This is a genomic window from Bacillus sp. NMCC46 (genome assembly GCF_002998465.1).
Lineage (GTDB): Bacteria > Bacillota > Bacilli > Bacillales > Bacillaceae > Bacillus.
In genome coordinates this window covers 346,472-371,044 of sequence record NZ_PVQZ01000003.1, presented here as the reverse complement: position 1 = coordinate 371,044, position 24,573 = coordinate 346,472, and the positions used below count along the sequence as shown (strand labels likewise).

General features: G+C 41.8%; 22 protein-coding genes. 6 read left to right on the top strand and 16 right to left on the bottom strand.

Features of this window, described 5'->3' with window-relative positions; all coding sequences use genetic code 11:
* Nucleotides 1–72 precede the first annotated feature (72 nt).
* The 7 genes from C6Y01_RS11410 to C6Y01_RS11380 all read right to left on the bottom strand — a co-directional run bounded on the left by C6Y01_RS11410 (nt 73) and on the right by C6Y01_RS11380 (nt 10,767).
* A complete protein-coding gene (locus C6Y01_RS11410; protein WP_034660685.1) occupies nt 73–816 on the bottom strand; it encodes a (S)-benzoin forming benzil reductase in 744 nt (247 codons plus the stop codon).
* A gap of 98 nt (nt 817–914) precedes the next feature.
* Nucleotides 915–1,400, bottom strand: a complete 486-nt coding sequence (gene essA, locus C6Y01_RS11405; RefSeq protein WP_106038222.1) for a type VII secretion protein EssA — start codon at nt 1,398–1,400, stop codon at nt 915–917.
* Nucleotides 1,390–4,287: a type VII secretion protein EsaA gene (gene esaA / locus C6Y01_RS11400; protein ID WP_106038221.1), complete on the bottom strand. Its 2,898-nt coding sequence runs from the start codon at nt 4,285–4,287 to the stop codon at nt 1,390–1,392. The genes essA and esaA overlap by 11 nt, the downstream gene beginning before the upstream one ends.
* Nucleotides 4,284–8,759, bottom strand: coding sequence for a type VII secretion protein EssC (gene essC / locus C6Y01_RS11395; protein WP_106038220.1), 4,476 nt, complete (start codon nt 8,757–8,759; stop codon nt 4,284–4,286). The genes esaA and essC overlap by 4 nt, the downstream gene beginning before the upstream one ends.
* 51 nt (nt 8,760–8,810) lie before the next feature.
* Nucleotides 8,811–10,124, bottom strand: coding sequence for a type VII secretion protein EssB (gene essB / locus C6Y01_RS11390; protein WP_034659846.1), 1,314 nt, complete (start codon nt 10,122–10,124; stop codon nt 8,811–8,813).
* A 14-nt stretch (nt 10,125–10,138) separates the two neighbouring features.
* On the bottom strand, nt 10,139–10,378 hold the full coding sequence (gene yukD, locus C6Y01_RS11385) for an ESX secretion system protein YukD (RefSeq protein ID WP_003213579.1): 240 nt from the start codon (nt 10,376–10,378) through the stop codon (nt 10,139–10,141).
* 95 nt (nt 10,379–10,473) lie between these two features.
* Nucleotides 10,474–10,767, bottom strand: coding sequence for a WXG100 family type VII secretion target (locus tag C6Y01_RS11380; protein WP_003213769.1), 294 nt, complete (start codon nt 10,765–10,767; stop codon nt 10,474–10,476).
* A 406-nt stretch (nt 10,768–11,173) separates the two neighbouring features.
* On the opposite strand from C6Y01_RS11380, the gene adeR reads away from it, so the two are divergent.
* The 3 genes from adeR to C6Y01_RS11365 all read left to right on the top strand — a co-directional run bounded on the left by adeR (nt 11,174) and on the right by C6Y01_RS11365 (nt 14,360).
* Nucleotides 11,174–12,403 carry a sporulation transcriptional activator AdeR gene (gene adeR / locus C6Y01_RS11375; RefSeq protein WP_034659848.1) on the top strand — a complete coding sequence of 410 codons (1,230 nt, stop codon included), beginning with the start codon at nt 11,174–11,176 and terminating at the stop codon, nt 12,401–12,403.
* Nucleotides 12,404–12,513: 110 nt separating this feature from the next.
* On the top strand, nt 12,514–13,650 hold the full coding sequence (gene ald / locus C6Y01_RS11370; protein WP_034659850.1) for an alanine dehydrogenase: 1,137 nt from the start codon (nt 12,514–12,516) through the stop codon (nt 13,648–13,650).
* Nucleotides 13,651–13,763: 113 nt separating this feature from the next.
* Complete coding sequence (locus C6Y01_RS11365; protein WP_003212636.1) at nt 13,764–14,360, top strand: biotin transporter BioY; 597 nt, start codon at nt 13,764–13,766, stop codon at nt 14,358–14,360.
* Nucleotides 14,361–14,429: 69 nt separating this feature from the next.
* Here C6Y01_RS11365 and C6Y01_RS11360 read toward each other — a convergent pair whose 3' ends face one another.
* The 3 genes from C6Y01_RS11360 to C6Y01_RS11350 form a co-directional block, all read right to left on the bottom strand.
* A complete protein-coding gene (locus C6Y01_RS11360) occupies nt 14,430–15,206 on the bottom strand; it encodes a sporulation protein (protein WP_095285827.1) in 777 nt (258 codons plus the stop codon).
* Between the two features lie 177 nt (nt 15,207–15,383).
* Nucleotides 15,384–16,712 (bottom strand): Na+/H+ antiporter family protein, encoded by a 1,329-nt coding sequence (locus C6Y01_RS11355; RefSeq protein ID WP_034659853.1) that lies wholly within the window; start codon nt 16,710–16,712, stop codon nt 15,384–15,386.
* A 141-nt stretch (nt 16,713–16,853) separates the two neighbouring features.
* Complete coding sequence (locus C6Y01_RS11350; protein WP_095285826.1) at nt 16,854–18,344, bottom strand: leucyl aminopeptidase; 1,491 nt, start codon at nt 18,342–18,344, stop codon at nt 16,854–16,856.
* A gap of 327 nt (nt 18,345–18,671) precedes the next feature.
* Here C6Y01_RS11350 and C6Y01_RS11345 point away from each other — a divergent pair, with 327 nt between their 5' ends.
* Nucleotides 18,672–19,148, top strand: coding sequence for a divergent PAP2 family protein (locus C6Y01_RS11345; RefSeq protein ID WP_034659857.1), 477 nt, complete (start codon nt 18,672–18,674; stop codon nt 19,146–19,148).
* Between the two features lie 42 nt (nt 19,149–19,190).
* On the opposite strand, the gene C6Y01_RS11340 is transcribed toward C6Y01_RS11345, so the two are convergent.
* The 4 genes from C6Y01_RS11340 to C6Y01_RS11330 form a co-directional block, all read right to left on the bottom strand.
* Nucleotides 19,191–19,835, bottom strand: coding sequence for a 3D domain-containing protein (locus C6Y01_RS11340; RefSeq protein ID WP_034659858.1), 645 nt, complete (start codon nt 19,833–19,835; stop codon nt 19,191–19,193).
* A 99-nt stretch (nt 19,836–19,934) separates the two neighbouring features.
* Nucleotides 19,935–20,255: a YuiB family protein gene (locus C6Y01_RS11335; RefSeq protein ID WP_034659859.1), complete on the bottom strand. Its 321-nt coding sequence runs from the start codon at nt 20,253–20,255 to the stop codon at nt 19,935–19,937.
* Between the two features lie 81 nt (nt 20,256–20,336).
* Nucleotides 20,337–20,462, bottom strand: coding sequence for a YuiA family protein (locus C6Y01_RS18945; protein ID WP_159049984.1), 126 nt, complete (start codon nt 20,460–20,462; stop codon nt 20,337–20,339).
* 137 nt (nt 20,463–20,599) lie between these two features.
* The gene (locus C6Y01_RS11330; RefSeq protein ID WP_189318699.1) at nt 20,600–21,817 is read right to left on the bottom strand and encodes an NAD(P)/FAD-dependent oxidoreductase; all 1,218 of its coding nucleotides are present in this window, start codon (nt 21,815–21,817) and stop codon (nt 20,600–20,602) included.
* A gap of 391 nt (nt 21,818–22,208) precedes the next feature.
* Between C6Y01_RS11330 and yumC the strand changes: the two genes are divergently transcribed.
* Nucleotides 22,209–23,207 carry a ferredoxin--NADP reductase 2 gene (yumC, locus tag C6Y01_RS11325; RefSeq protein WP_034659862.1) on the top strand — a complete coding sequence of 333 codons (999 nt, stop codon included), beginning with the start codon at nt 22,209–22,211 and terminating at the stop codon, nt 23,205–23,207.
* 47 nt (nt 23,208–23,254) lie between these two features.
* On the opposite strand, the gene C6Y01_RS11320 is transcribed toward yumC, so the two are convergent.
* Nucleotides 23,255–23,461 carry a hypothetical protein gene (locus tag C6Y01_RS11320; RefSeq protein WP_012011136.1) on the bottom strand — a complete coding sequence of 69 codons (207 nt, stop codon included), beginning with the start codon at nt 23,459–23,461 and terminating at the stop codon, nt 23,255–23,257.
* 203 nt (nt 23,462–23,664) lie between these two features.
* On the opposite strand from C6Y01_RS11320, the gene C6Y01_RS11315 reads away from it, so the two are divergent.
* Nucleotides 23,665–24,066 carry a hypothetical protein gene (locus tag C6Y01_RS11315; protein WP_106038218.1) on the top strand — a complete coding sequence of 134 codons (402 nt, stop codon included), beginning with the start codon at nt 23,665–23,667 and terminating at the stop codon, nt 24,064–24,066.
* 121 nt (nt 24,067–24,187) lie between these two features.
* Here the strand turns inward: C6Y01_RS11315 and erpA are convergent, their stop codons facing one another.
* A complete protein-coding gene (erpA, locus tag C6Y01_RS11310; RefSeq protein ID WP_012011138.1) occupies nt 24,188–24,550 on the bottom strand; it encodes an iron-sulfur cluster insertion protein ErpA in 363 nt (120 codons plus the stop codon).
* Nucleotides 24,551–24,573: the final 23 nt, after the last annotated feature.

Below are 24,573 nucleotides of genomic sequence, written 5' to 3'. Positions count from 1 at the left end.
TTGAGATTCGTGAGCACCGGCATGCAGGACTGACACCGAATGCGAGGGTTTGTCTTCACGCTGCTACAGTCGTTATGACTGCTTTTTCACATACTCACGTGCATCGTATACGCATCCGCCAGCTGGATCATCCGCTAAAAGATCGAGCAAAATACCTGCGACTTCATCTGGACTCTTCAGCGTGCCTGTTTCATATAATTGCTGAAAACGGTCAATTTGTTCGAAGTCCTGTTTTGATGACTTCCGAATCTCCCCCTGCATATCTGTATCAATGGTGCCGGGGGAAAATGAAAACGTGTTGATTGGATACGCCTCGTCCTGCTGTTCCTCATGCAAAGTCCTCATAAACATATCAAGTCCTGCCTTTGAGCTGCAATACGCACTCCAGCCTTTATAAGGGTTTTTCGCCGCTCCAGAAGAAAGGTGAACGATCGTTTTCTTTCCGCTATATGATTGAGTCTGCTTGGTAAAAACATGGCTCAGCAAAACAGGGATGACAAGATTCAACGTATAATGCTGATGAAGCGTATCCTGTCCGCCTTGCCCCACACGTTTGATAGGTGTCACCATGCCTGCATTATTGACGAATAAGATGTCATCAGCAGCTGCCAGTGTTTGCGGCGTGAGACTATCTTGAAGCCATTTGGCTGCTGCTTTCTCATCTGTCAGGTCGACCTGTGTATGTGTGAGCTCCGGATGGTAAATCGGCGATGCACTTCTTGCTGCCGTATACACATGGTCCCCGCGTGAAAGCAGCCGGTTCACAAGTGCTAGACCAAATCCTTTTGATCCGCCTGTAACGATTGAAATTCGAATGACAATCTCCTCCCTTGATAACACTATTTTACGTAGTGGAACGGTATGACATCAAGCAATCTGCATAAGAAAAGCCTGCCTCTTTTCAAAGAGACAGGCTATTTCTTTTCAGCCTTCACATTCACCTTAGGAATCAGAATGAACATCACGACAATGCCAAAGACGATTAAGAAACCAAAGATGATCGGAAGCAGTGCTGATGTCTGCTTCTTGTGATCATCGCCAGAAGGTGCTGATACAGCGGCATCACGAAAAGAGATATTCATCTCTTCCATCATGTGAGCTGATGTTTTGGGCGGGTTCTCTTTTAGATCACTGAAAAGCTGCGGAGAAAGAGACCCTCCCGGAGTTTTAGGCGGTTCAGCAAAATGAATGTCTGTTTTGACTGTTGATGTCTTTTTGCTTTGTTCGTATTTCGTTTGATCCCTCAATATACTTGAGTTAATATTGAGTTCTTTTTCCTGATATTCATTCGGCTTGACATTTGTATCCGTATCTTCACCAGCAGCGAAAGCAGCAGGAATGAGGAGAAAAAGGGACATGACACCAAGTGCCCCCCCTTTCACGAACAGATTAAGCCTCATGAGTCACATCACGTTCCTCCGTTTTATCTTTCCATAGCTTTGTCACAAGCGGGATGGCCATGAAGAGGACAGTTAAAATCACTAATCCTATAACACCCATTCCAAAGTGATCTCCATTTCCATATTGGATGGACAGGTACACGTCTGTCACTGGATTTGTGAAATGGAAATTCGGCATCACCAAATCAATTAATGGTGCGACAAAGAAGAAAATAAGCGCCGTTGCTGCCATCCATCCGGCAATAGAGCCGAAAAGGAACGCCGTGCGAATAAAGGCGGAACAAGCCACTAATAGTAAAATCGTGAAAATGGACCACTGAATCGCTTGATCATCTGCAAGCTTGTAAATGTTCAGTCCAAACAAGCTGATCATGAGTCCGACTAATAGATTTAAGATGCCAAACAGTGCACCTTTCACCAGCATCGGAGCTGCCGCATAATACGAGCTGAAAAAGCCAATTAACAAACTACTGATCATCACAATGACCAAAATGACCACTGGCGGTACCGTCTGCGTTTTTTCTTCCGGCACATCACCGCTAATTTTCAGCGGATTGGCTAAGTGGTTATACACATAGTTGCTGTTGCCTTGATCACTCAATGTGTTTCCTAAAATACCTTTCAAATCTTGCTGAACAAGCTTCGTAGAGTTGACATTCTTACTCCAGTTTTCATTCAGCGTATCCGCTTTTTCTTGAACTGTTGTCACACTCTCTTCAATGTTATTCGTATAATCCGCCACCCCTTTTTGGCGGTCGGTTAACGAACTCATATTTTCAGAAAGACGAAGCACTTCCTGTCCAATTGAATCCTGTGCACTGACAACAATTGAACTGCCTGCAAGGTCTGCCGTATACACTGCATCTCCTTGATCAGCCATTTGCTCCGCAACATTGTCCGCACTTTCAGAGATTGTATTTAATTCCTGTTCCATGCTTGCCTGCTGAGTCGAAATGTATTCTGCATAGCCATCTGAAAACTTCTGCATCTCATCAATAAAAGTAGACACATCATCGTTTGACGTCAGCATTTGTTTTTTGAGCGTATCCCAGTTTTCTGTTTCCTCTTTTTTGATGGAGAGGATGGACTGGATTTTCTCTTCTTTTGTGTCTAGTAGAGAAGAGTTATTTGTTGATTCGTAAAAATCATCAAGCATCATATCTAGTTGGGAGAGTTGATTGGAATACTCCATTAACTTTTTAGTGTCTGTTGATTTTGTATCAAACTTTTCCTCAAAAAGATCATCAGCAAAGGCTCCACCAATTGGTGAGTTTCTGCGCTTCAGCTCTTTTACTTTACTTACAATGGATGATTCTTGATTTTGGATTTCATTCGGAATGACGTTATATCGATCTTGTAACCATAGAAACTTTTTTTCAAGTTTACCTATTTTATCAGAAAGGTCCTTAAGCTCCTTACTCATCTGACTCACTTTGTCTTTCAATTCGTCATTATGAGCGGCAGCTTTTTCTTGAATCTTCTTTTTCACTTCTTCTAAACGAGTAGAGAGTGCTTTAAGGTCATCCTTAGATGAATTCGTGCTGCCGGAATCTGGCTGAACAGGATTTTCGCCCTCTCCACCTTCTTTGCCATTTTCAGTAGTAGGCGGCGTCTCCTGATCTGCTAATTGATCCGCGAGATCGTTCATTTCTGTTGAAATTTGCGAGAGTTCATTTGTCTCTTCATCTAAATTAATCCCAATCTCTTCAGGGTTTTCATTATCTTGATCTGATGGTCCATCCTTACTGGAGTCCTCTGGCTTTTCAGTTTCAGCTAAAATCTGCTCCCTTTTTTCTTTTAAATTATTTTGCAAGGCTTCCATCTTATTTTTATAGTATTCCAGGTACTGCTTTTCATAGTTTTTAATCAGTTCCTTCTGAGATGCCTTCACAAGTTCCGTTAATCCCGTTGATTGCTTAGGAATAGCGTCCTCTCTTGACTTTTGAACAGATTGGATGGCGCTGTCCGTTGTGTTTAGCTGACTTTGTACCCCGTTGATGTCTGTTTTGAGCCCGCCCATTTGATCACTAAAGCTGCGGGCATTTTGGTTTTGAATATCAGCGAGCTGTTTAAGCCCTTGCTGGATTTGTTTTTTGCTTGTCGATTGCGCTTTGATCAAGAGGTCCTTTTGTTTGTCTTGATACTGCTGGTATTGATCGACTGCTTTCACAAAGTCCTTTAACTGGTTCTTAGCTTCTTCTGTTGTACTCAAACCGTCTTTATACTGCTTCTGTGAGTCGGTCATCGCATTTTTTAATTCTTCTATTTGTTTCTTCTGCTGCTGAACGGCATCTGATAGTTTGTTTGAGTTCGGCTTATAGAAATTATACATTGTGTTTTGGAATTCGACTTCTTTGCCGACAATATGCTCAAACTCTTCTCTAACATTGCCGATTTCCTGTGATACAAAACTCCAGTATAACGTTGACATCTGTTCATTCATTTTCTTTTGCGCATTTTCCAGCTCTCTTTGCACTTTCTCTTTATTGACTGAATTGAGCTGGTCTTGAATAGAAAATTGAATGGATGCCTTTTCAGGGTGGTCTTTATCATAGCTGAGCACATTTTTAGAGAAATCAGACGGAATATAGAGGACAGCGTCATACTTTCTGTTTTTCAGTCCATTTTCCGCCGCACTGCGATTCACTACGGTCCATGTATAATCTGGACGCTCTGATAATGCTGCCACGACATCCTGTCCGAAACGAGCGGTGTTTTCACTTTCGCTCGCTCCCATATCTTCATTGACCACAGCAATATTACGTGTGGCATTCTTTTTCTGTTTTGCCGGGTCATCTCCAATGAGGTGGAAAAATAAAACCGGCAGAACAAGAATCAATATCATGGTCGATACGATTTTGATGGAGCTTTTTTGCTGCTCTGTCATTGAACACTCTTCCTTTCTACCGCACATAAAGGAACCTGGATTTTCTTCTCTTTCCCGTTTTCAACCAAATACCCGAACCCTGGCTGAATATCTGGTTCTTGTCTTGCATATGGAAGCGGTATGATGTTTTGCTCTGATTTTTTCATGAGTAACATGGCATGACGAACTTGTTTAATTTCGTTTGTGAGTGCATCATAGCCTTTACTGAATTCGGTATGATTCCCTGATGCGATCAGGCTAAAGCCTAGGTGTGCATATGACTTCATGAAATCAGCCAATTGATCTTGAAGACGCGGATCGATCGTCTGCTGAAAACGCGTAATGCCATCAATCACAAGCACAATTTGAGGGAACGACAACTGATCGGTCTCTCCCCTGCGTACAGCTTCGACGTACATCTCTTCCCGCACCTTGAATAAACGGTCTATTTCCTCTGCCCATTCAGTGATATCATCTTTTGTTTCAAGGTAATCGATATTCTCTTCCTTTGCATAATGGGAAAGACCCCGATCAATCGAATCAAACACGGCCAGCTTCTCAGGTCTTGCTGCTAAAAGCTGATCAAGAATCAGTTTTGTCACATTTGTTTTCCCTCGCTGCGTTTGACCGATGATGAGGCAGTGTTTATTCTTTTTCAAGTCAAAGTAAACAGGTGCAACAGATTCCTCATCTAGTCCGACTGGAATGTCATACGGCTGTTTTTGTTCTTCTAAACGACTCTCCAGCTCCCAAATGGTCAGTTTATCAGGAAGCATTGGCACAGGCTTTGGTTTTTCAGCTGATTCAAAGCGATCATGAAGAAGCTGTATCTCTTCTTTCAAATGCTCAAACAGTTCGAGATCGTTCTCTCCTTCAACTGGCAGGAACATTTGCGCAAAGTAAAGCTCTTCTTTATTGATAATGACTCGTCCTGGAATCGGTTCTAAGCTGAATTTCGGTCTGCCAATAATCGAATACGCCTCTCCTTGATCCATTAAGTAATGAACAACCTTTGTTTTCAGGTTATTCATAAGAGATTGGCGGACTGCGTTTACCCGAGTCGCTGTAATCAAGAAGTAAATTCCTAATGATTGTCCATCACGGCTCAGCTGGATAAATTCAGATTCAAGTTCATGCATTTCGTCTTTGACAATGTCAAAGTTGTCGATCACGATGAAAATGAACGGGAGCTTTTTCTCATTTAAGGCGTTGTACATTTTGATATGACTCATTTCTTGCTGCCTGAATAACCGCTTGCGGTATTCAACCTCTTCCCGCAAACGCGTCATTGACTTTTGAATCTTTCTCATTTGATCCATTAAGAAATAATCCGCCGTGTGCGGCAGCTTGGCTAACGGAAGCAATGTCCCGTTTCCGAAGTCATAAATATACGCATGCCATTCTTCAGGTGAATATCTCTCCGCAAAGCTCATGAGCAGTGTTGTCGCAGCAAGTGATTTGCCGTAGCCGGAGGAACCGAAGATGCCAATGTTCCCATCTTCCATCATTTGATAAGAAAGTGGATGCTGGCTTTGCTGATCTGGCTCATCGACAAGCGCAAAATGGAAGACATGCTCTTCACTCGACGCATAACGTGTTTTTGGAATCCGTTCTTCAAGCGGTGGAAGCCATGGACTTGGAAGCTTCTCAATCCCAAGCTCCTGCTGCATACGTTCAATTTCATCCACAACAGCAGAAATCTCCGATACTGTCTCTTTCTTCACTGCCGGCTCTGTACTTACCCCTGATAACGGAATGAGTCCAGTATCTGTCACAATGGCAATGTCATCTTCTGATCCGTAGCCATCTTCCATATATGGCGCACCGCTCCAAGCTGATTGGAACAATTCATAAATTTCATTGTTTCCCACTTGTAAGTAGCCGCGGCCTGTAACGGTAATGGACGCCGCATCACTATTTTTCAATATTTCCTTACTGTCTGACGCATCTTGTACTTTTAGTGCGACCTTAAAGCGGGAGTTACTCCAAATCTGATCATCGATGACCCCGCCTGGCTTTTGGGTAGCCAAAATGAGATGGACCCCGAGGCTTCGGCCGATACGTGCAGCACTGACAAGCTCCCTGATAAAGTCCGGCTCTTCACTTTTTAATTCAGCAAACTCATCAGAGATTAAGAATAAATGAGGCATTGCCTGTTCAGCCTTTTTCTCCTTATAGAGCTTCGTATAATCATTGATGTGATTCACATGATATTGATCAAACAACCGTTGTCTTTTCTTCAATTCACTTTTAATTGAGGCAAGCGCTCTTTCACTAAAGTTTTTGCTGCCTTCAATATTGGTGATGGTGCCAAGTAAATGAGGAATATTTCGGAACGGCTGCGCCATTCCGCCTCCTTTATAGTCAATCAGCAGGAAAGCGACTTCATGCGGGTGAAAGTGTACAGCGAGCGATAAAATGTACGTCTGTAAAAATTCACTTTTCCCTGATCCTGTTGTTCCCGCCAACAGGCCGTGCGGACCGTGTGCTTTTTCATGCAGATTCAGATCCACAATGTCATTTTTCCCTTTATAACCGATTGGCACAGATAGTGATTTGGCCGTTTCTGATGTGAGCCATTTTTCACGAATACCAATCTCGTCTACCTGTTTGGCATGAAAAAGGTCAAGGAAGGAGACCGTTTCAGGAATCGAATTGGTCATGCCAACTTGATGATCTAATGTTCTCAGCGTTCTGGCAAACAGCTCATTGTCCCCGCGCTCATGTGTATCAAGCTGAAATGGAATTCGGACGGCTTTCTTGTGCTGAATGAGAATGTCTCCTTCTTCTTCGTTAATATAACGGACAAGCGTCGAGATATTTTCAGCTAAGCTTTCCTTTGTTTCAGCAGCAAAAATAATTGAGATGCCAAGGTCTGTCCGGCTGCCTTCTAAATATTCTAAAATCACATGTTCAGCAATAAGCTCGTGATTTGTCACGATAAACACAAAGTGAGGCGTAAAGATTTTTTTCTCTTTTTCTTCTTCTAAATCACGTTCACGTAAAATTTCATAAATCGAGGACAACAGCTGATCGCGTGTTTGTTCGTTGTAAATAAACCCTTTGCCGTATGTATGAGGCAGCTGGAAATGCGGAAGCCACTTCATCCATTCCCAATTCTCATACTCCTGCTCATGAAAGATAAAGACAAATCTCAAATCGTGATAGCTGTGCGAGAAAGCAAGCTGTCCAACAAGCTGATGAAGCTCCTTTTTCACAATCGCTGGCTTTCCAATCAAGCCTGTTGGGCCATCTGCAAGACCAAATGTAATGGGTACATCCTTCACTTCACGATAGACCTTTTGCATGTGCTGCGTTTGTTCCATTAAGTCATCCATGTCACGATTGGCCATATCGCCGCCGCTCATCGATAATTCATAGCTTGATGGGACTGCACCCGTCCCAAGACGCAGCTGCAAGAAATCGTCACTCACAAGTGTTTTTTCCCAAATTCGGCCGCTAATTTCTGACGTTAAGTACTTCATTTGTTCAAATGACGGATAATGATACGTCAAAATATATTGCTGGCGGTCGTAGAGCTCTTGCAGCTCTTTTCGTTTATTTTCTAAGTATAGAGAATAGACTCGCTGCCGTTTTTCTTCCCGTCTTTTGCGTTGTGATTTCTCTTTAAAGTATTGAACGGACGATGTGATTAATGTCATGATAAACATCGCCATCGACACGACGATAAAGATCCCGCGTGGCTGGACAAGAGCGACAATCCCCATCACAAGAAGCATCACAAGCGGCGGAAGGACAACAAGCCAAAGCCCTCTGCTGTTATTTTCACTCTCCTGCGAAGGAAAGCTAAAGGATACCCGGTCATCTGGCAGGTCATAAATTAAACGAGGTGTTCGTCTATATAAAGGATATTTTTGTTTTGTTTCTGTGCTTGGTGCTCTTGTTTTTTCCAAACGTGTTTGAAATGGTTCATATGCAGTCACCTGCAATAAATCATCATCTTTCAATGTCACCGTTAGAAAGTTCCAGAACAGTTCATCTCCAGTATAAACCTTCTCTGGACCATGGATTTTTTTCCCGTTCACATAAATCGTCTCGTCCTGAGGCATGACATACCAAGTTCCTTCGATCTTCTCCAAAGTAAACTGGCTCGCATCTTGAAACATGGAATGCGCTTGTTCTTTCCACACATCGATCTCATCTTTGTTCTCACGTGAAAAAGACAGCTCGACTCTATTTCCTAGGTAATAAATGTGTTGGTCATGATGTGCTTCCATTAACATAAGTGTAAGTGATCCAAGTTTATATGGTTCATGTAGAAGTAATGTGCCTTTCTTCCCTTCACCCTGATAAATGGAAAAGCCATCATTCGGTTCATCGGGAGATAAACGGATGACCCCTTCATCAAACGAAAGTGTAGGGATTGTCACCGTATGCTCTATTTCAGGTCCAATCACAGCTTCTCGATTGAACTGCTCGTCTAAACGGACGGTTTGATAATCCTCCTCATAAAAAACCCAAAGAAGACTCAAACGCTCCACCTCCTCATGGGACAGCAGCAACTGTCAGTTGTATCGAAAGAATTATTTTTTCTCATCTTTTTTCGTCTGAGAGGTTTTCTTTTTCGCTTCAGATTCTTTCTCTTTTTTCTCTTGATCGGCTTTTGACTGCTCTTTTTGTTCAGCTGTTTCATCTGTTTGGCTTGCGCCCGAGGAGTCGTTGGTGCTTGTCTCCGTTGTTTCTTTTTCTTCATATTTCGCCATTTCCTTAATAATCGGGTCTAGCTGTTTTTGTTTTTCTTCTGCAGTAAGACTGTCATCGTTTTGAATGTCATTGCGGTAGGCGACGAGTGCCGTGAATATGTACCGGTCGTCTCCAAGTACACGTGCAATATCAAGTGCTTCCTTGCTATTGCCTTGTCCAATATGAATCCAGAAAAGGAAATATTGAGGATCAGTCTGTAATGTGTATGTATCTGTGATTTCTTTTTTATGCTGATCGAGTAACAGGTTGCCTTGATTCGTTTGTACATACGAAATGGCCAGTTCATATTGAAGAGAGACCGGCATTTGATTGGCTGAATATTTTTCTAACGTATCCACCACTTGGCTGTACTGTTTGTTGAGATAATATTTGTTTGCCTCGACATACGCTTCGTGTTTCGGCATCGCAAAAAAGAAGGTGTATATGGTGTACACCAAAGCAGGGATTAATAGGACAAGCAGACCTAGCCCGATATATCGTTCGATCTTCCATTTCTTTTTCGGAATGGTTAATAGCGTTTTCTCTTTCGTTTCAATCGCTTCGATTTTTTGCTGAGTGAGGGCAGACAATTCTTCCAGCGACTGCGTTTCAACGATTTCTTTTGCCAGTTCAGATAATTTCAGCGTCTCACTGTATGCCACATATTCCTGAAACTGATATTCATGGTCCACCACTCGAAGAATGACGGCTTTGACTTCTTTTAATAAACGATGGTCATCCGTTTCATATGGCGGGATGCTTTCTTTGACCCCGTAATGCAAAAATGCAGGAGCTAAGCCTTGATGAAAAACAATGTTTTCAGGAGAAACAATAGGATGCAGCCGCTTCACGTCATGTTTGCAAACTGCATCGACAAGCTGGTATGAAAAAATCCATTTGCTTTTTTCATCCTTTGCATGGATGAAACGAAATTCCTGATAGGCAGGAGGCGGTTGAATAGAAATGATGACCTCATCTTCAGTTAATTGAATCTCTTTTTTGAATGAAGGATTGATGTCTTTGATCGGTGCCGCTTCTAAACCGTCTAAGAGTTTAATTGTCTCTCTTTGAAAAATGAAGCTGTAGGCGCCACCCTCTTTTTTCATAACTGCTTCTAATTGTTCTTCTAAATAGGAACTCTTTTTATCTGCCATTTACAAAAGTCCTTTCATAGTATTTCCAGCCTGTCTCCTGTGGTGATTCCACAGTCTGACAGCTTATATTCGCCTGAAAACACAGCTTTCTTATTGACTACTCGCACCCAGCCGCCTTCTCGCTTAGGAAGTGAGATTTGTTTTGCCTGCCAGGCGATATGGATGACTTGTTTAATATGTAAATAATTTGATAGTCTCAAATCAAACACACTGCCATCATAATTTTTTAAGTCGATGGTAATATCGATATACACAAATTTCCACCTCACAAAATAGAAAGAGCGCCGGCATCCATTGACACACTCGGCGCTTTTTCTGCTTTTCACACTTAGAAAGGAAATCCCTTTGATTAGCCGCGGATTTGGCTTGCGATGTCTTGGTCAGTGCTTTCAAGTGTATTTGCCGTTTGATCAAGCTGATTGCTGACATCTGTTAGTAGATCAGACATTTTGATGAATGAAGGCTTTAACTGCTCGTATTGATCAGCAAATGCTTCACTAGAAGCACCTTCCCACATTCCTTTTAAATCAGAGATCATTCTATTTAGACGATCAACTTGGTTTAACACTTCTTGACTTTCAACACCATATTGCTTAGCGGTCGCTCTTAGTTCTTCTGGGGTTACGCGAATAATTCCTGACATATTCCTCATTACCTCCCGTGCATAGCCGCCATATAATGGGCTAATCCACTTATTTTTTGACGTTATTATTATAAAAACAGAAATGATACACAGTCAAACAAATCTGTTTTTATTTTACAAAATGAGTCTATAGAATTACTGTTTTTTCGCTTTTTATCTAGTATTTAACATTTTTTTGGTCATATATTCTTAATAAGTGTAGACACACTTCACTGAATCTTTCCGCCTATTGATTTTTTACTACGTTATTATTGTACTATTTCTTTTTCGCCTTCATTCAGCATCGATGTGCTTGCTTCTCTGGGCTTTCTCTTTTTTTAAATTTATGGCATTTTGTTATTGATTTACGTACCTCTTTCTCTTCATAATGTAAGTACGTGAAATATTCGAAAAAGCAGGGGTTTTTATGACAAAAAAGACAGATCCATTCAAGTATAGTCTTGATCGTTTAGAGGATGTGGCAGACCAAATTAGTGATGTGCTCAATTGCCCTATTACTATAGAAGATACGCATCATCGATTGTTGGCCTATAGCACTCATAATGATTTTACTGATCCCGCCAGAACTTCAACCATTATCTCCCGCCGTGTACCGGAAAAAGTCATTAATCGGCTTTGGAAGGACGGTATCATTCCTACACTCCTTAAAACAGACGAACCGCTTCGTGTCCCTCAAATTGCAGAGGTGGGTTTATCTAGCAGGGTTGCCATTTCAATCTGGAAGGACAAAGAAGTACTCGGTTTTATCTGGGCGATTGAGTCCACACAGCCTTTTTCAGAAGAAGAAATGGACCTTCTGAAGATGGCAGCACATGCTGTTAAAAACAAATTACTTAACTTACAAATTCGCAAAACGAAAACAGAAGAACGCAATCAGGAGCTTTTCTGGAAGATGCTCACAGGTCATATTCATGAAAAGGATGAGATGCTAGACCTATTTTTAAGACTTGGCATCAGATGTCCAGACACGTATGCCATCATCATCTTCCGCCTTCGTGACGAACTCACAGAAGACACAGAAAAAAAGCTATCTTACCTGCTTGAAACAACGCAGCAAGTCCAAGTGCTGTTAACAACTGTTGATTTTCACGAATTCATTATTCTTGTCTCACCCAAAACGGAACACCCGCTGCACGATATTAAACAATTCACGAGCGGCATGCTGCAGCAGCTGTCTGACCGGTATCATATCCATCACGTTCAAGCAGCGATTGGTGGAATTTACGATAACATCTCTTATATTCAGCCTTCCTATAAAGAAGCACTGGCTGTATTAAAAACAAAAGAGCGCTTTCCTGTTGAAACCGAACGTTTACACAGTTTTTCTGAACTTGGTATTTATCAATATTTAGATGTCCTCGCTGAAAAACGAAGGGGCTCATCTTACTCCAGTTATTCTTTATCAAAGCTGGAAGATTACGACCTGAGGCATCATTCCAACCTAGTCGAAACCCTTGAACGATTTATTGACTGTGACAGCAATGCCAATATTGCCGCAAAGCAATTAAACATCCACATCAATACATTGAATTACAGATTAAAACGTATTACAGACATTGCAGAAATAGATTTAAAAAACATGAATGAGAAAATGACCATATACCTTGATATGAAGCTAAAAAACGTCCATTTGTGAAATTTCACAAAGAGGCGTTTTTTTATTTTTTATTTCAACCGAAGCATTTTTTAAACATTCAGGATACACTAGACATACAATATGAATAGATAAGCATGGGAGGAATAAACATGATCATCGGCATTCCGAAAGAGATTAAGAACAATGAAAACCGAGTGGCATTAACACCAGGAGCAGCTTCTCAATTACTTTCAGCTGGACATCAGATTTTAATTGAAACAAACGCTGGTTTTGGAAGCGGATTCACTGATGACGATTATGTGTCTGTTGGTGCAGAAATTCTTGATCAAGCGAAAGATGTGTGGGCATCTTCTGATATGATCATGAAGGTAAAAGAACCATTACCTGAGGAATATTCATATTTCAGAGAAGGACTCATCTTATTTACGTACCTGCATCTTGCCGCAGAGCCCTCCTTGGCTGAAGCATTAAAACAAAAAGGCGTCACAGCTATTGCTTATGAAACAGTAACGGACGGAACATCACTCCCTCTCTTAACACCTATGTCTGAAGTGGCGGGCAGAATGTCCGCTCAAATCGGTGCACAATTTTTAGAAAAGCCAAAAGGCGGTAAAGGCATCTTGCTCGCAGGCGTACCAGGGGTATCAAGAGGGAAGGTCACAATTATAGGCGGCGGTGTTGTTGGAACAAACGCAGCGAAAATGGCGATTGGGCTTGGCGCAGATGTCACTCTTATTGACGTAAACGCAGAACGCTTGCGTCAGCTGGACGATCAATTTGGTCATCAAATGAAAACGTTAATGTCTAACCCAGTAAACATTGCTGATTCAGTCAGTGAGGCAGACCTTCTCATTTGTGCGGTGCTGATCCCAGGTGCCAAAGCACCAACGCTTGTGACGGAAGAAATGGTGAAGCAAATGAAGCCTGGTTCCGTCATAGTAGACGTAGCGATTGACCAAGGCGGCATTGTCGAAACAATAGATCATATCACAACACATGATCAGCCTACTTATGAAAAACACGGTATTTTACATTATGCAGTTGCCAATATGCCTGGAGCAGTTCCACGGACATCAACTGTTGCTTTAACGAATGTCACCGTTCCCTACGCACTGCAAATTGCTAATAAAAGCGCTGCAAAAGCCATTCAAGAAAACAAAGCCATCGCAGAAGGTGTCAATGTCATGAACGGACATATCACATATGAAGCCGTCGCTCGTGATCTCGGCTATGATTATGTGCCTGTTCATCAAGCGATCGATGCGTCTTCTATGACAGAAGCTTAATACAGACCCGCCCTTTTCATGGGTGGGTTTTTTGTTAACCAATAATAAAAACAGGTTGACAAATACTTCTCATCCCCTTAATCTATTTGTAAGATAAGACAGGGGGAAACATCATGCAACAGAAAACAAGAACCGCTGATTTTGTGCTAGTCGGAATGTTTGCTGCACTCATGGCTATTGGAGCCAATATCACATCCATTGTGCCGTTTTTGCAGGTCGGCGGAATTCCACTTACAATGCAGCCGTTTTTTTGTGTACTTGCTGGTCTCTTGCTCGGCAGACGGCTTGGCGCATTGGCTATGATTGTATATGCCTTAGTTGGAATTGCTGGTGCACCTGTATTCGCACAGTTCTCAGCGGGCTTTGGGGTTATTTTAGGCAAAAGCGGTGGTTTTGTATTATCGTATATTCCTGCTGCCTGGCTAGCTGGATTCATTTTAGAAAAAAGAAAAAATCCTGGCTTTGGCCGCTTTTTGCTTGCAGCTATTGCAGGTACGACCGTCATGTATGTGATCGGAACGACTTATACGTACCTCGCATTAAATGTGTGGCTGAATGCACCCATTTCCTATCAAACCACATGGTTCTTTATGATCTGGTTTATGGTGAAAGACTACGCATTGACCATATTACTTGCGATGCTGGCACCTAAAATTTATCGCTCTGTATCAAAAGCCACATCCTTTCGAAAACAACAAGCTGCGTCATAAGTGCAGACATCATCTTCAAGTGGATCATAGAAAAAAGAGCCTGTCTTCATTCAAGCTCTTTTTTCATCATTACTCAGCGTATTGATCTATGATTTCTTCTAGCATTCCTTCAAGCGCTTCTACATCTTCAAGATCTGATTGACTGAAGCGGTAGCGTACAAGCTGTTCTCCGTCATTATACATTTCCTCCAGCCACCCTCGCAGGCCTCTTGCTCTGCGGTCGACTTCGAAAATAACGTCTAATCCATTCTCATCTATCAGAAAAATCAGCTCTAACTCATCAAGCATATAGCGATAGTAGTCTGATGTCGGAATAAACTCAAATTCTTGAACAAATGGCAGACGACGCTGGAAGTAAGGTGCTTGTTCACAGTCCGCTTCGTTCAAGTGGAAGCCTAGATTTCTAGTGGCTTCCAGTATATTTTTCACCCAAGGATGTGCTTCAACAAAAATACGGTCATAGTCAGATTTATCGATTCCGCCTTGGATATCAAGGTCTGTCATCACTGCAATTTCTACTTTTCCGATAGTCATCGGGGTATCAATAGGAAGAATAAATGAAAACGGAAATTCATGCTTTTCGCCAGGCTGGATGATGAAAGAATCCGTCACCCGTAAAGAATAGATGTTCACATATTTTCTACGCTCTTCATCATCTTGCACAATCACATATTGCGTTTGAATCTTGACATCGATATAGCGGATGTCCTGAGAGATTTTCCCGCCCTTTGCATGGACAGTTCCCCTTACCTCTTGACCTGGATAATAAGCGTTTTTCTCCAAAATGGTATCTACCTTCGCTGCACCAATCCCAGCACTTGCCGCTAGCTTTTTAAAAAATGACATCTCTCATCTTCCCCTTTTCATTTTTATCAGCATATATACGTAAGAAAGAGGAAGAAAGATTCATTTAATTCATACTTTTGTCCTAATTATTTTTTCATCTTTGGACAGCAAAAAAATGGAGAAAACATCACAAAAAAGCTTATAGAAAAAACAACGTTTTTCTACAAGCTTTTTATGTTAAAGAATAATTGCCGCAATCCAGCCGAACAGGACAAGCGGTACATTATAAAATACGAATGTTGGAACACAAGTACCCCAAATGTGGTGATGCTGTCCATCCATATTCAATCCAGATGTCGGTCCAAGCGTACTGTCACTTGCAGGAGAACCTGCATCCCCAACAGCCGCAGCTGAACCGATAATTGCAATTGTCGCCATTGGGCTAAACCCTAGGTGTAAACAAAGTGGAACAAAGATGGTCGTAATAATTGGAATCGTTGCAAATGATGATCCGATCCCCATTGTAACAAGCAGACCCACAAGCAGCATTAAAATTGCCGCGAGGCTCTGGCTGTTGCCGATAAATTGTGAAGATGCTTTAACAAGCGTTTCAATGTCTCCTGTTTTGGTTAAAACGTTGGCAAATCCAGCCGCAACAAGCATGACAAAACCGATAAATGCCATCATATTCATTCCAGATGTAATCAGTTGATCTGCTTCATCGCGTTTCATCATTCCGGTCACAAACAAGACAAGCAGTCCTGCAAGTGCACCGAAGATCATACCTTCCACGCCAAGGCTTTGAGACAGATAAAGCTGGACAATCAATGACACGAGGATGGCAAGACCAGCAAAGAATAGACTTTTTTTCGTATACGCTGATTTCTCTACATCTGTAATGTCGCGATCTTCATATACTTTTGGCTTACGATACACGAAAAGGGAGACGATCAATCCTAGGACCATCCCCCCAACAGGGATCAGCATTGCATATGGAATATCTGCTAAATTCACAGCTAGACCTGCATCCTTCATATTATCACGGAGCATTCCGTGGAAAATCTGTCCAAAACCGACTGGAAGTAAAATATATGGTGCAGTGAGTCCGAAGGTCATGACACACGCTAGCAGTCTGCGGTCAATTTGAAGCTCGTTAAACACTTTTAATAATGGCGGAATTAAGACCGGAATAAAGGCAATGTGAACAGGAACGACGTTTTGTGAAAAACAAGATACGATCAAAATCACAAGAATGATCAGTACTTTTGATAATGTTTTTCTTCTTGAGTCGCCTTCTTTTCCTAAAAGCTTCACTGCTCCTTCAACCATGGCATCTGGAAGACCCGTTTTTGTCAGCGCCGCAGCAAATGCCCCTAAAAGTGCATAGCTAATGGCAACTGTCGCATTTCCTCCGAGCCCGTCAGTAAAGGCTTCCACTGTTCCTCCCAGGCCTAATCCACCTGCAAGTCCGCCAGCTAAAGCACCGAGTGCCAGCGCAATCACGACATTGACCCGCAGCAAGCTTAATATCAACATTAAAACAACCGCTAAAACAACTGCATTCATGGTGAAACCTCCGAAATCCTTTAGTTTACTAATGTAGTAGATAATTAAAGTACCAACGTATGTTACCATAGAAAATTTTCTTCGTCAAATGGCGTATGTCCTACATAAAAAAAGCCCCGCCATTTGGCAGAGCCTGATCCTTTATTTCTTTCCTTCAAATCGTTCCACAAATGTGGCCAATGATCTCACCATCACACCTGTCGCCCCTGTTGGCCCAAAGCATGAAGGCTTTTCTGTTGTTGCTGTTCCTGCAATATCTAAGTGAACCCAAGGCGTATCCTCAGCGAATTCACCAATGAATGCTCCTGCCATGATCGCATGACCATCGCGGCCTGGTGAGTTATTGAGATCCGCCATTTTGCTGTTTCGTACGCGCTTTTTATCTTTTTCAGTGATTGGCAGCTGCCAAATCATTTCACCGCATTCTTCTGATGCCTCTTTAAACTGAGCATATAGTTCATCGTTATTCGTCATGACGCCTGTTGTCTCATTTCCAAGTGCCACAATGACCCCGCCTGTTAATGTGGCCACGTCTACAAGGACAGAGGCACCGTGCTGCTTCGCATATGTCACCCCATCTGCTAAAACAAGACGGCCTTCTGCATCCGTGTTCAGCACTTCGATTGTTTTACCGCTAAGTGACACAATGACGTCATCCGGTTTCATGGCGTCAGCTGAGATCATATTGTCTGTCGAGGCAATGACAGCAATGACATTTTGCTCTGGGCGCAGTTCACCAATGATTTCCATGGCGCCTAAAACAGAGGCTGAACCGCCCATATCTGTTTTCATCCCAACCATACTGGCTCTTGGCTTTAAAGAATAGCCACCAGTATCATACGTGATACCTTTACCGACAAGCCCGATGACGTCTGTCCATTCTTCCTTGCCTTGATATTTCAATACGATGAGCTTTGGCGGTTCGGTTGAGCCTCTATTGACGGCTAAAATACCGCCCATTCCGAGCTCTTCCATCTGTTCTTTATCTAAAATTTCAATCTCAAATTCGTATTTATACGCAAGCTCTGCCGCGTACGAAGCCAGATCAGAGGATGTGAGCATGTTCGGCGGCATATTCACAAGAGTACGGGCCGAATTGACGGACTGTCCGTAGACCTCGCCCACTTTCAGACTCGCCTGAATTTCAGCTGTATCATGCTCCGTCGTCGCATAAACAAACTCGATAAAGCGATCCGGTTCATTTGTTTTATGTTTAAAATCTTGTAATTCATATGTAGCTAAAAGGCAGCTTTCAGAAAGGGCATGGGCTGCATCTTGGGCAGGCAGATCCTTTCCAATAAACGTGTCCAGCAAGACCGAAACCGCTTGCTTTTTATCTTGATGGAGCTTTTTAAATAAATGGGCAAACCCTTCTTTTGCCTCTTCAAACGTGTAATCTGATTCCTTCCCAAGTCCGACAAAATAAATGCGTTTGATGCCTGTCTCAGGGGATGGGAAAAACTTCGAAAGCTGATTTCGTTTAGATGAAATATCGCCTTCTTTTAATAATTCAGTGATTCTTCCTTCAAGTAATTCATCCATTTCTTTTGCTTTTCCTGATAATTGGCTCTTTTGAAAAAGTCCGATCACCAGTGTATCTTTATGCTGCAATTCATTTGTCGAGAAAAACATATTTATCACACGCTCCTTCAATGAACTCCATTTTTCACATTGGAACTTCTATTATATCAAAATTTACGTGCCTATACGATCATTGCCAGTCTGTCTTTACTTAATGAACATTTATATTTTCACACGCGGAAGGGCATCATGAAAAAAGCGATGAAAACTTGTGCAGCCCGCCTGCATTCTCCTCGTTCCACATCTACTTTCTTTAATGTTATAATTGAACATGGACTTGGCAGCATTTGATACTGCTATCATTTTTTCATCTTACTAGGGTACACAGTCCATCATTTCGCACCATATTTTTTCTTACAGAGAGGATGTTTCTTGTTCATGAGCGTACTGATGAATTTTCCGCTGCTTGCCAGCCTTGCAGCCATCTTTTTTGCTCAATTTGTAAAAGTACCGATTCAATTTATCATTTCTAGACGACTAGATTGGTCGCTCATTACAAGCACAGGCGGAATGCCAAGTTCACACTCCGCAGCCGTAACAGCACTCTCAACAGCAGTGGCTTTAGAGCACGGGCTAGATACATCTATCTTTGCCATTTCCGCCATCTTTGCCATTATTACCATGTTCGATGCGACAGGTGTGCGCAGACAGGCAGGAGAACAGGCGACTGTACTTAACAAGCTGGTGACAGATTTTAACCGATTTGTTTCTGAAGCAAAGAATTTCCCGAGTGCGGAAGAAAAAGAAAAGCAAAAGAAATTAAAAGAGCTTCTTGGTCATAAGCCGATTGAAGTCTTCTTTGGCGGCTTAACAGGGATCTTACTGACACTCATCTTAGATTATTACTTCATGTAGAAGCGAAAAAAGCTTTGGACCTAAAACTTGTCCAAAGCTTTTTTATTCTTTATTGGCTTGAAACTGCTGACGGAACACTTGCATTGATTCTGCTTCATTGAGCTGGTTTAAGTCTTTTTCCGTTAACGTCCCTTCGCCCTTTTTGATGATATACACATCAAGCACTTTTTTACCCCATTCTCTATACACATCATCTACGGTTTCATAGTATAAATCAAGCTTATGACCTTTAATGGCTTTTCCCGTATCTGCGACCACTCCGTAGCCATAGTTTGGGATAAACAGCACGGTTCCAATCGGAAAGACTGATGGGTCTGCTGCCACAGTTGAATATAAGTCACGTTTCACTTTGACGCCTGAATATGTAATGCCATATGCATGGTGTTCCTTCGTTTTACCTGTTGATTCCACACCTGCTGTATAACCTGTGGCGACAACCTTTTGCTTCGGGTAATCGTTCCAATTAAACGCTTCTTCGAGAGAAACAGCCCGCAAGTCATCACTTTTGAGTGCCATCGTTTCCCTTTTTTGCTGTTGGAAAAAAGAAGATACTTGCTTAACAGGATCAGTCTCTTTCACCCAGACAGCTAAATCACTTGGTTCAACTCCAGATATGCCCGTAAAGCTTGTCAAGAGAGCAAGCATGAAAAGGGCTGTCATGAACAATCGTTTCATCCATGTTTTCATCTTTATTTGTCACTCCTCTACCCATCTATTTGTTTCCAAACAAAATGGAAACTATGCAAAGGAGAAACAAAAAAACCCACTTGCATGTCTACAAGTGAGTTAAAACATTTGATACCCTCTTTTTCGAAGTGCATTGATGACAAAACCTGATGCAATTGCACCAATCAGACCGCTTAACAAGATAATGATATCTGCCGCAGCGAGAGAGACAATGCGTTCTCCTATCCCTGAAAAAGCAATGCCCGGTTCTCTGACATAAGCGATCATCTTTTGATTATTGATAATGAAAAGGCATACAATTGGATATAAAATAGCCATAATCCATGACATTCTCAGCAGCATATTGAGCAAAAAGCCAATGCCGAAGAATAACACGAAAAATAAAATAACTGAAATGATAACGACTGGTAAACTGATCACTTCATCTCCACCCCCAAATATCCCATCATTAGTTTAACTTGGAAATAGAGATGAAGTCAATCAATGGAAAAAGCAGATGGATTAAAGCTTCTTTCCTGTCCCTTTACATTCCTCACATGTTTCAGATCCGCCGAGCAATAGCTGAAAATACCCTTTCCCCGAACAATATTGACAGGTGGATTTTTTTTCTTTTGTTTGTGCATTCATATTGCTCACTCCCTTAATCTAAATTTTCTGATAATTCATCATAACATACTTTGCTGCCGATGACCAAGTAAGAAAATATGCCATACGTCATAAAAAAAACGTGTATCACGAGGATACACGTTTTTGTCTATTAAGGTTTAGAAGAACTTGAATTTTCCTTTTTTCAGAACAAGTCCTGGGCCGCCAACCATGAATAAAGAACGGTTGTCGATGATTTTCTTCATTGCAGAAGCTTTTGTTCCTTGAAGTTTTTTACCAAACGCAACACCTACAGCGTCGTGTTCACCAAGAGAAGCAACTGTTCCTTTGATGTCTGGCTTAAAGCTTTCAAGAGAACCACCTTTAACTAGTGCTGCAAGGTTTTTCGCTACTGTTTCACCTTGCTGCATCGCGATTTGTGCAGTTGGTGGGTATGGACGGTTGATTTCTTCATTGATGATCAATGAACAGTCACCGATGATGAATACATCATCATTTTCTGGTACACGAAGATCTGGAGACACTTTTACGCGGCCGCGCATGTTTTCAAATCCAGCTTCTTCAACGATTGGGTTACCGCGTACACCAGCAGCCCAAACAACAGTTTCAGCTTTGATTTCTTCTGTATCATCGTCTTTTCCAACAATGATGCCTTCAGGCGTACATTCTTTGATTGCTGTACCAATTTTGAACTCAACACCTTTACCTTGAAGGTAGTTCATTGCATAGTCGATCAATTCAGGATCGAATCCTGGAAGAGCTGTTGGTGCAGCTTCTACACAGATGATACGTACGTCTTTTTGATCAATATCATACTCTTTGCAAAGCTCAGGCACACGGTTTCCAAGCTCACCAAGGAACTCAATACCTGTGAAGCCTGCACCGCCGATAACGATTGTCAAGCGCTCTGGACGTTTTTCAGCTTCCGTATTATACGTCGCAAATTGAAGCTCAATGTGCTCACGAAGCTGACGAGCAGAGTTGATATTAGAGATTGAGAATGCATATTCTTTCAGTCCTGCAATACCAAATGTTTCAGGAACAGCACCAAGTGCAACAACAAGGTAGTCGTAAGAAAGTTCGCCATCTGATGTCACAACTTTCTTTGCTTCCTTATTAATGCTTTCAACTGTTGCTTGTACAAAGTTGACACGGGAACTGTTAATCACATCTTTGATTTGATAACGACAGCGGTCATGATGAAGTGTACCTGCACTTGCTTCATGTAACCATGTTGTTTCGTAATGATAATTATGCTTGTTCACAAGAGTAATGTCCGCATCATTTGTGCCAAGCTGTTTTGTTAATCTTGTTACAGTCATTAATCCGCCATAACCTGCACCTAATACAACGATTTTCGGTTTATTCACTGGAATCACATCCACCTTTTTTAAATTTGCTGTAAAACGGATAAAGAATTACATATTGCTATTCTCAACCGCTTTCCGGCATTTTATGAAATTTAAACAAAAAAATAAGTATGTGAAAATCTGAACTTTCACCTACATAAAACGAAAGCATTTGACCGTATCCGACAAAAATTCATAAAAAATTAATATTTAGTTCCCTTAACAATAATAGCGAGTTCTGCTCCAATTTTCAAGGCTTTAAACTGAAAATCCTTATGATAAACGGTCTTTCTCGCTTTTTCCTCTTTTTCAAAGCTTCGGCATCAAAAAACGACAAGTTTTTCAAAACAAGTCAAACGACGATATGTGGTATGATATGATATAGTGATAACAATTTTCATTTGGGAGGATTAAAGGAATGCAAGAAGATTCTAAGGTATATGACATTACCGTTATCGGGGGCGGCCCAGTTGGATTGTTTACTGCGTTTTACGGAGGCATGAGACAGGCAAGTGTGAAAATCATTGAAAGCCTTCCTCAGCTCGGCGGTCAACTATCCGCTCTTTACCCTGAAAAATACATTTATGATGTGGCTGGTTTTCCAAAAATCCGCGCACAAGAATTAGTTGATAACTTAAAGGAACAAATGGATAAATTTGATCAAACCATTTGCTTAGAGCAAGCAGTTGAAACGGTTGAAAAGCAGGCAGATGGCATTTTTAAACTTGTGACAAATCAAGAGATTCATTATTCTAAAACGATCATCATCACAGCTGGTAACGGTGCATTCCAACCGAGAAAGCTTGAGCTAGGTGCAGCAGAATCATTTGAAGGAAGCAACCTGCATTACTTCATTAATGATTTGAACCAATTTGCCGGCAGACGTGTGGCCGTTCTTGGCGGCGGAGACTCTGCAGTGGACTGGGCTCTGATGCTTGAACCTATCGCAAAAGAAGTATCCATTATTCACCGCCGTGATAAATTCCGCGCCCATGAGCACAGTGTAGAAAACCTGCACAATTCGAAAGTCAATGTAGTGACGCCATTTGTCCCAACTGAGCTCATTGGTGAAGACCGCATTGAACAGATTGTGCTGGAGGAAGTCAAAGGCGACAAAAAACAAGTGCTTGATGTGGACGACGTGATCGTCAACTTCGGTTTTGTTTCCTCCCTTGGACCAATTAAGCAATGGGGTCTTGAAATCGAAAAGAACTCGATCGTCGTGAAATCCACAATGGAAACAAACATTGAAGGCTTCTATGCGGCAGGAGACATCTGTACGTATGAAGGAAAAGTCAAATTGATTGCCAGCGGATTTGGTGAAGCACCAACGGCTGTCAACAATGCGAAAGCCTACATGGACCCGAAAGCCCGTGTACAGCCTCTTCATTCCACAAGCTTATTTGAAAACAAATAAAAGCGGATCAAAAAAAGGAGTTCCCACTAGCGGAACTCCTTTTTCGTTTATTTAAAAACCCCAATATAGGCATTCGCCATTCCAAGTACCATTGCAGCAAGCAGCACCACAACAATCCCTGCCACAACCAAAATCACCCGATCCTTCACACGTTCCTTTTTCGGAAGCGGCTTCTCAATCCCGCAAGCTGGACACGTTTTGGAACGATACGGAATCAGTTCATGACAGTTCCTGCAATTGATTTGTTCACTCAAACCTCAGCAACCTCTTTTCTACCTACAGTTTATGTTTGGTTCTCATGATACTCTTTTCAAGTGGAAATAGCCAGTTGTGAGAGCAAGCTGTAACAAAATTGAGCGATTTATAAATTGTTGAAGAGATAATGGCATCAATGAAGGTTTCATCTGATCAACCGATATAGGAAATAAAGAAGATCATATGAAGGATAGGTAGAAAGATGTTAAAGCGTTTATTGATCAGTTTGAGCTTATTACTGATGATTAGTGGCTCAGTAGAACTGTTTGCAAAAGACTATAACAAACATTATGCTCAGTTCGCAGCAGGATTGAATATTGATGTTGATCAACTAGGACCTTTTTTAAAGCATGTGCCCACTTCAATTTTAGATTCTGGTTTGAGTGATGAAGAAATCAAACAGATACTCTCCAAAGTTCAAAAAATGAATAAAAACAATGAAACGAAAAAAATGGGCACTTTTGAAGTGAGGTACCATGAAAAACTCGCAAATATTAAAATTGTGATTGAAGTCCATGTGGAAGATGGCAATAAAGTGTTTAGCACCCAAGAGTTGGTGGATGTCCTGGATAAAGAACTGTTGAAAATAGAAGAAGCAATATGAGAAAGAGACACTGAATGAGTGTCTTTTTTTGGTTGATTTTCCTCATCAAAAAAGCCTCCTCGATCGTGTTGTTTATAAAAACAAACGAACAAGAAGGCTTATCTTAATCCATGATCAGTTGTTAACACTCTTCCGGCGTACCGGTATTCGTTGCTGTTCTGAAAGAAGAACCGCATCCGCATGAAGCAATGGCGTTCGGATTGTCGATGGTGAAACCGCCGCCCATTAGTGATTGTTTGAAATCAATGATGGTGCCGTTCATGATATCAAGGCTTTCGGAGTCGACAAGGACCTGGATGCCTTGCTGTTCGAACTGCGTGTCTTTCTCTGAAACTTCATGGTCAAAGCCCATGCCGTATGAAAGACCGCTGCATCCGCCGCCTTTTACGCCCACTCGTAGGAACGCATTTTCTTCTTCATGTTCTTTCATCATATCTTTAATCTGCAGTGCAGCAGCTTCTGTAATGGTTACTGGTGTACTCATGATCATCCCTCCTTTTGACTGGA

What these genes read in the sequence shown, in the direction of transcription:
- essA (WP_106038222.1), bottom strand. Translation starts at nt 1,400, where the DNA reads ATGAGGCTTAATCTGTTCGTGAAAGGGGGGGCACTTGGTGTCATGTCC.
- esaA (WP_106038221.1), bottom strand. Translation starts at nt 4,287, where the DNA reads ATGACAGAGCAGCAAAAAAGCTCCATCAAAATCGTATCGACCATGATA.
- essB (WP_034659846.1), bottom strand. Translation starts at nt 10,124, where the DNA reads ATGGCAGATAAAAAGAGTTCCTATTTAGAAGAACAATTAGAAGCAGTT.
- C6Y01_RS11380 (WP_003213769.1), bottom strand. Translation starts at nt 10,767, where the DNA reads ATGTCAGGAATTATTCGCGTAACCCCAGAAGAACTAAGAGCGACCGCT.
- adeR (WP_034659848.1), top strand. Translation starts at nt 11,174, where the DNA reads ATGACAAAAAAGACAGATCCATTCAAGTATAGTCTTGATCGTTTAGAG.
- ald (WP_034659850.1), top strand. Translation starts at nt 12,514, where the DNA reads ATGATCATCGGCATTCCGAAAGAGATTAAGAACAATGAAAACCGAGTG.
- C6Y01_RS11365 (WP_003212636.1), top strand. Translation starts at nt 13,764, where the DNA reads ATGCAACAGAAAACAAGAACCGCTGATTTTGTGCTAGTCGGAATGTTT.
- C6Y01_RS11360 (WP_095285827.1), bottom strand. Translation starts at nt 15,206, where the DNA reads ATGTCATTTTTTAAAAAGCTAGCGGCAAGTGCTGGGATTGGTGCAGCG.
- C6Y01_RS11355 (WP_034659853.1), bottom strand. Translation starts at nt 16,712, where the DNA reads ATGAATGCAGTTGTTTTAGCGGTTGTTTTAATGTTGATATTAAGCTTG.
- C6Y01_RS11350 (WP_095285826.1), bottom strand. Translation starts at nt 18,344, where the DNA reads ATGTTTTTCTCGACAAATGAATTGCAGCATAAAGATACACTGGTGATC.
- C6Y01_RS11345 (WP_034659857.1), top strand. Translation starts at nt 18,672, where the DNA reads ATGAGCGTACTGATGAATTTTCCGCTGCTTGCCAGCCTTGCAGCCATC.
- C6Y01_RS11340 (WP_034659858.1), bottom strand. Translation starts at nt 19,835, where the DNA reads ATGAAAACATGGATGAAACGATTGTTCATGACAGCCCTTTTCATGCTT.
- C6Y01_RS18945 (WP_159049984.1), bottom strand. Translation starts at nt 20,462, where the DNA reads ATGAATGCACAAACAAAAGAAAAAAAATCCACCTGTCAATATTGTTCG.
- yumC (WP_034659862.1), top strand. Translation starts at nt 22,209, where the DNA reads ATGCAAGAAGATTCTAAGGTATATGACATTACCGTTATCGGGGGCGGC.
- C6Y01_RS11315 (WP_106038218.1), top strand. Translation starts at nt 23,665, where the DNA reads ATGTTAAAGCGTTTATTGATCAGTTTGAGCTTATTACTGATGATTAGT.
- erpA (WP_012011138.1), bottom strand. Translation starts at nt 24,550, where the DNA reads ATGAGTACACCAGTAACCATTACAGAAGCTGCTGCACTGCAGATTAAA.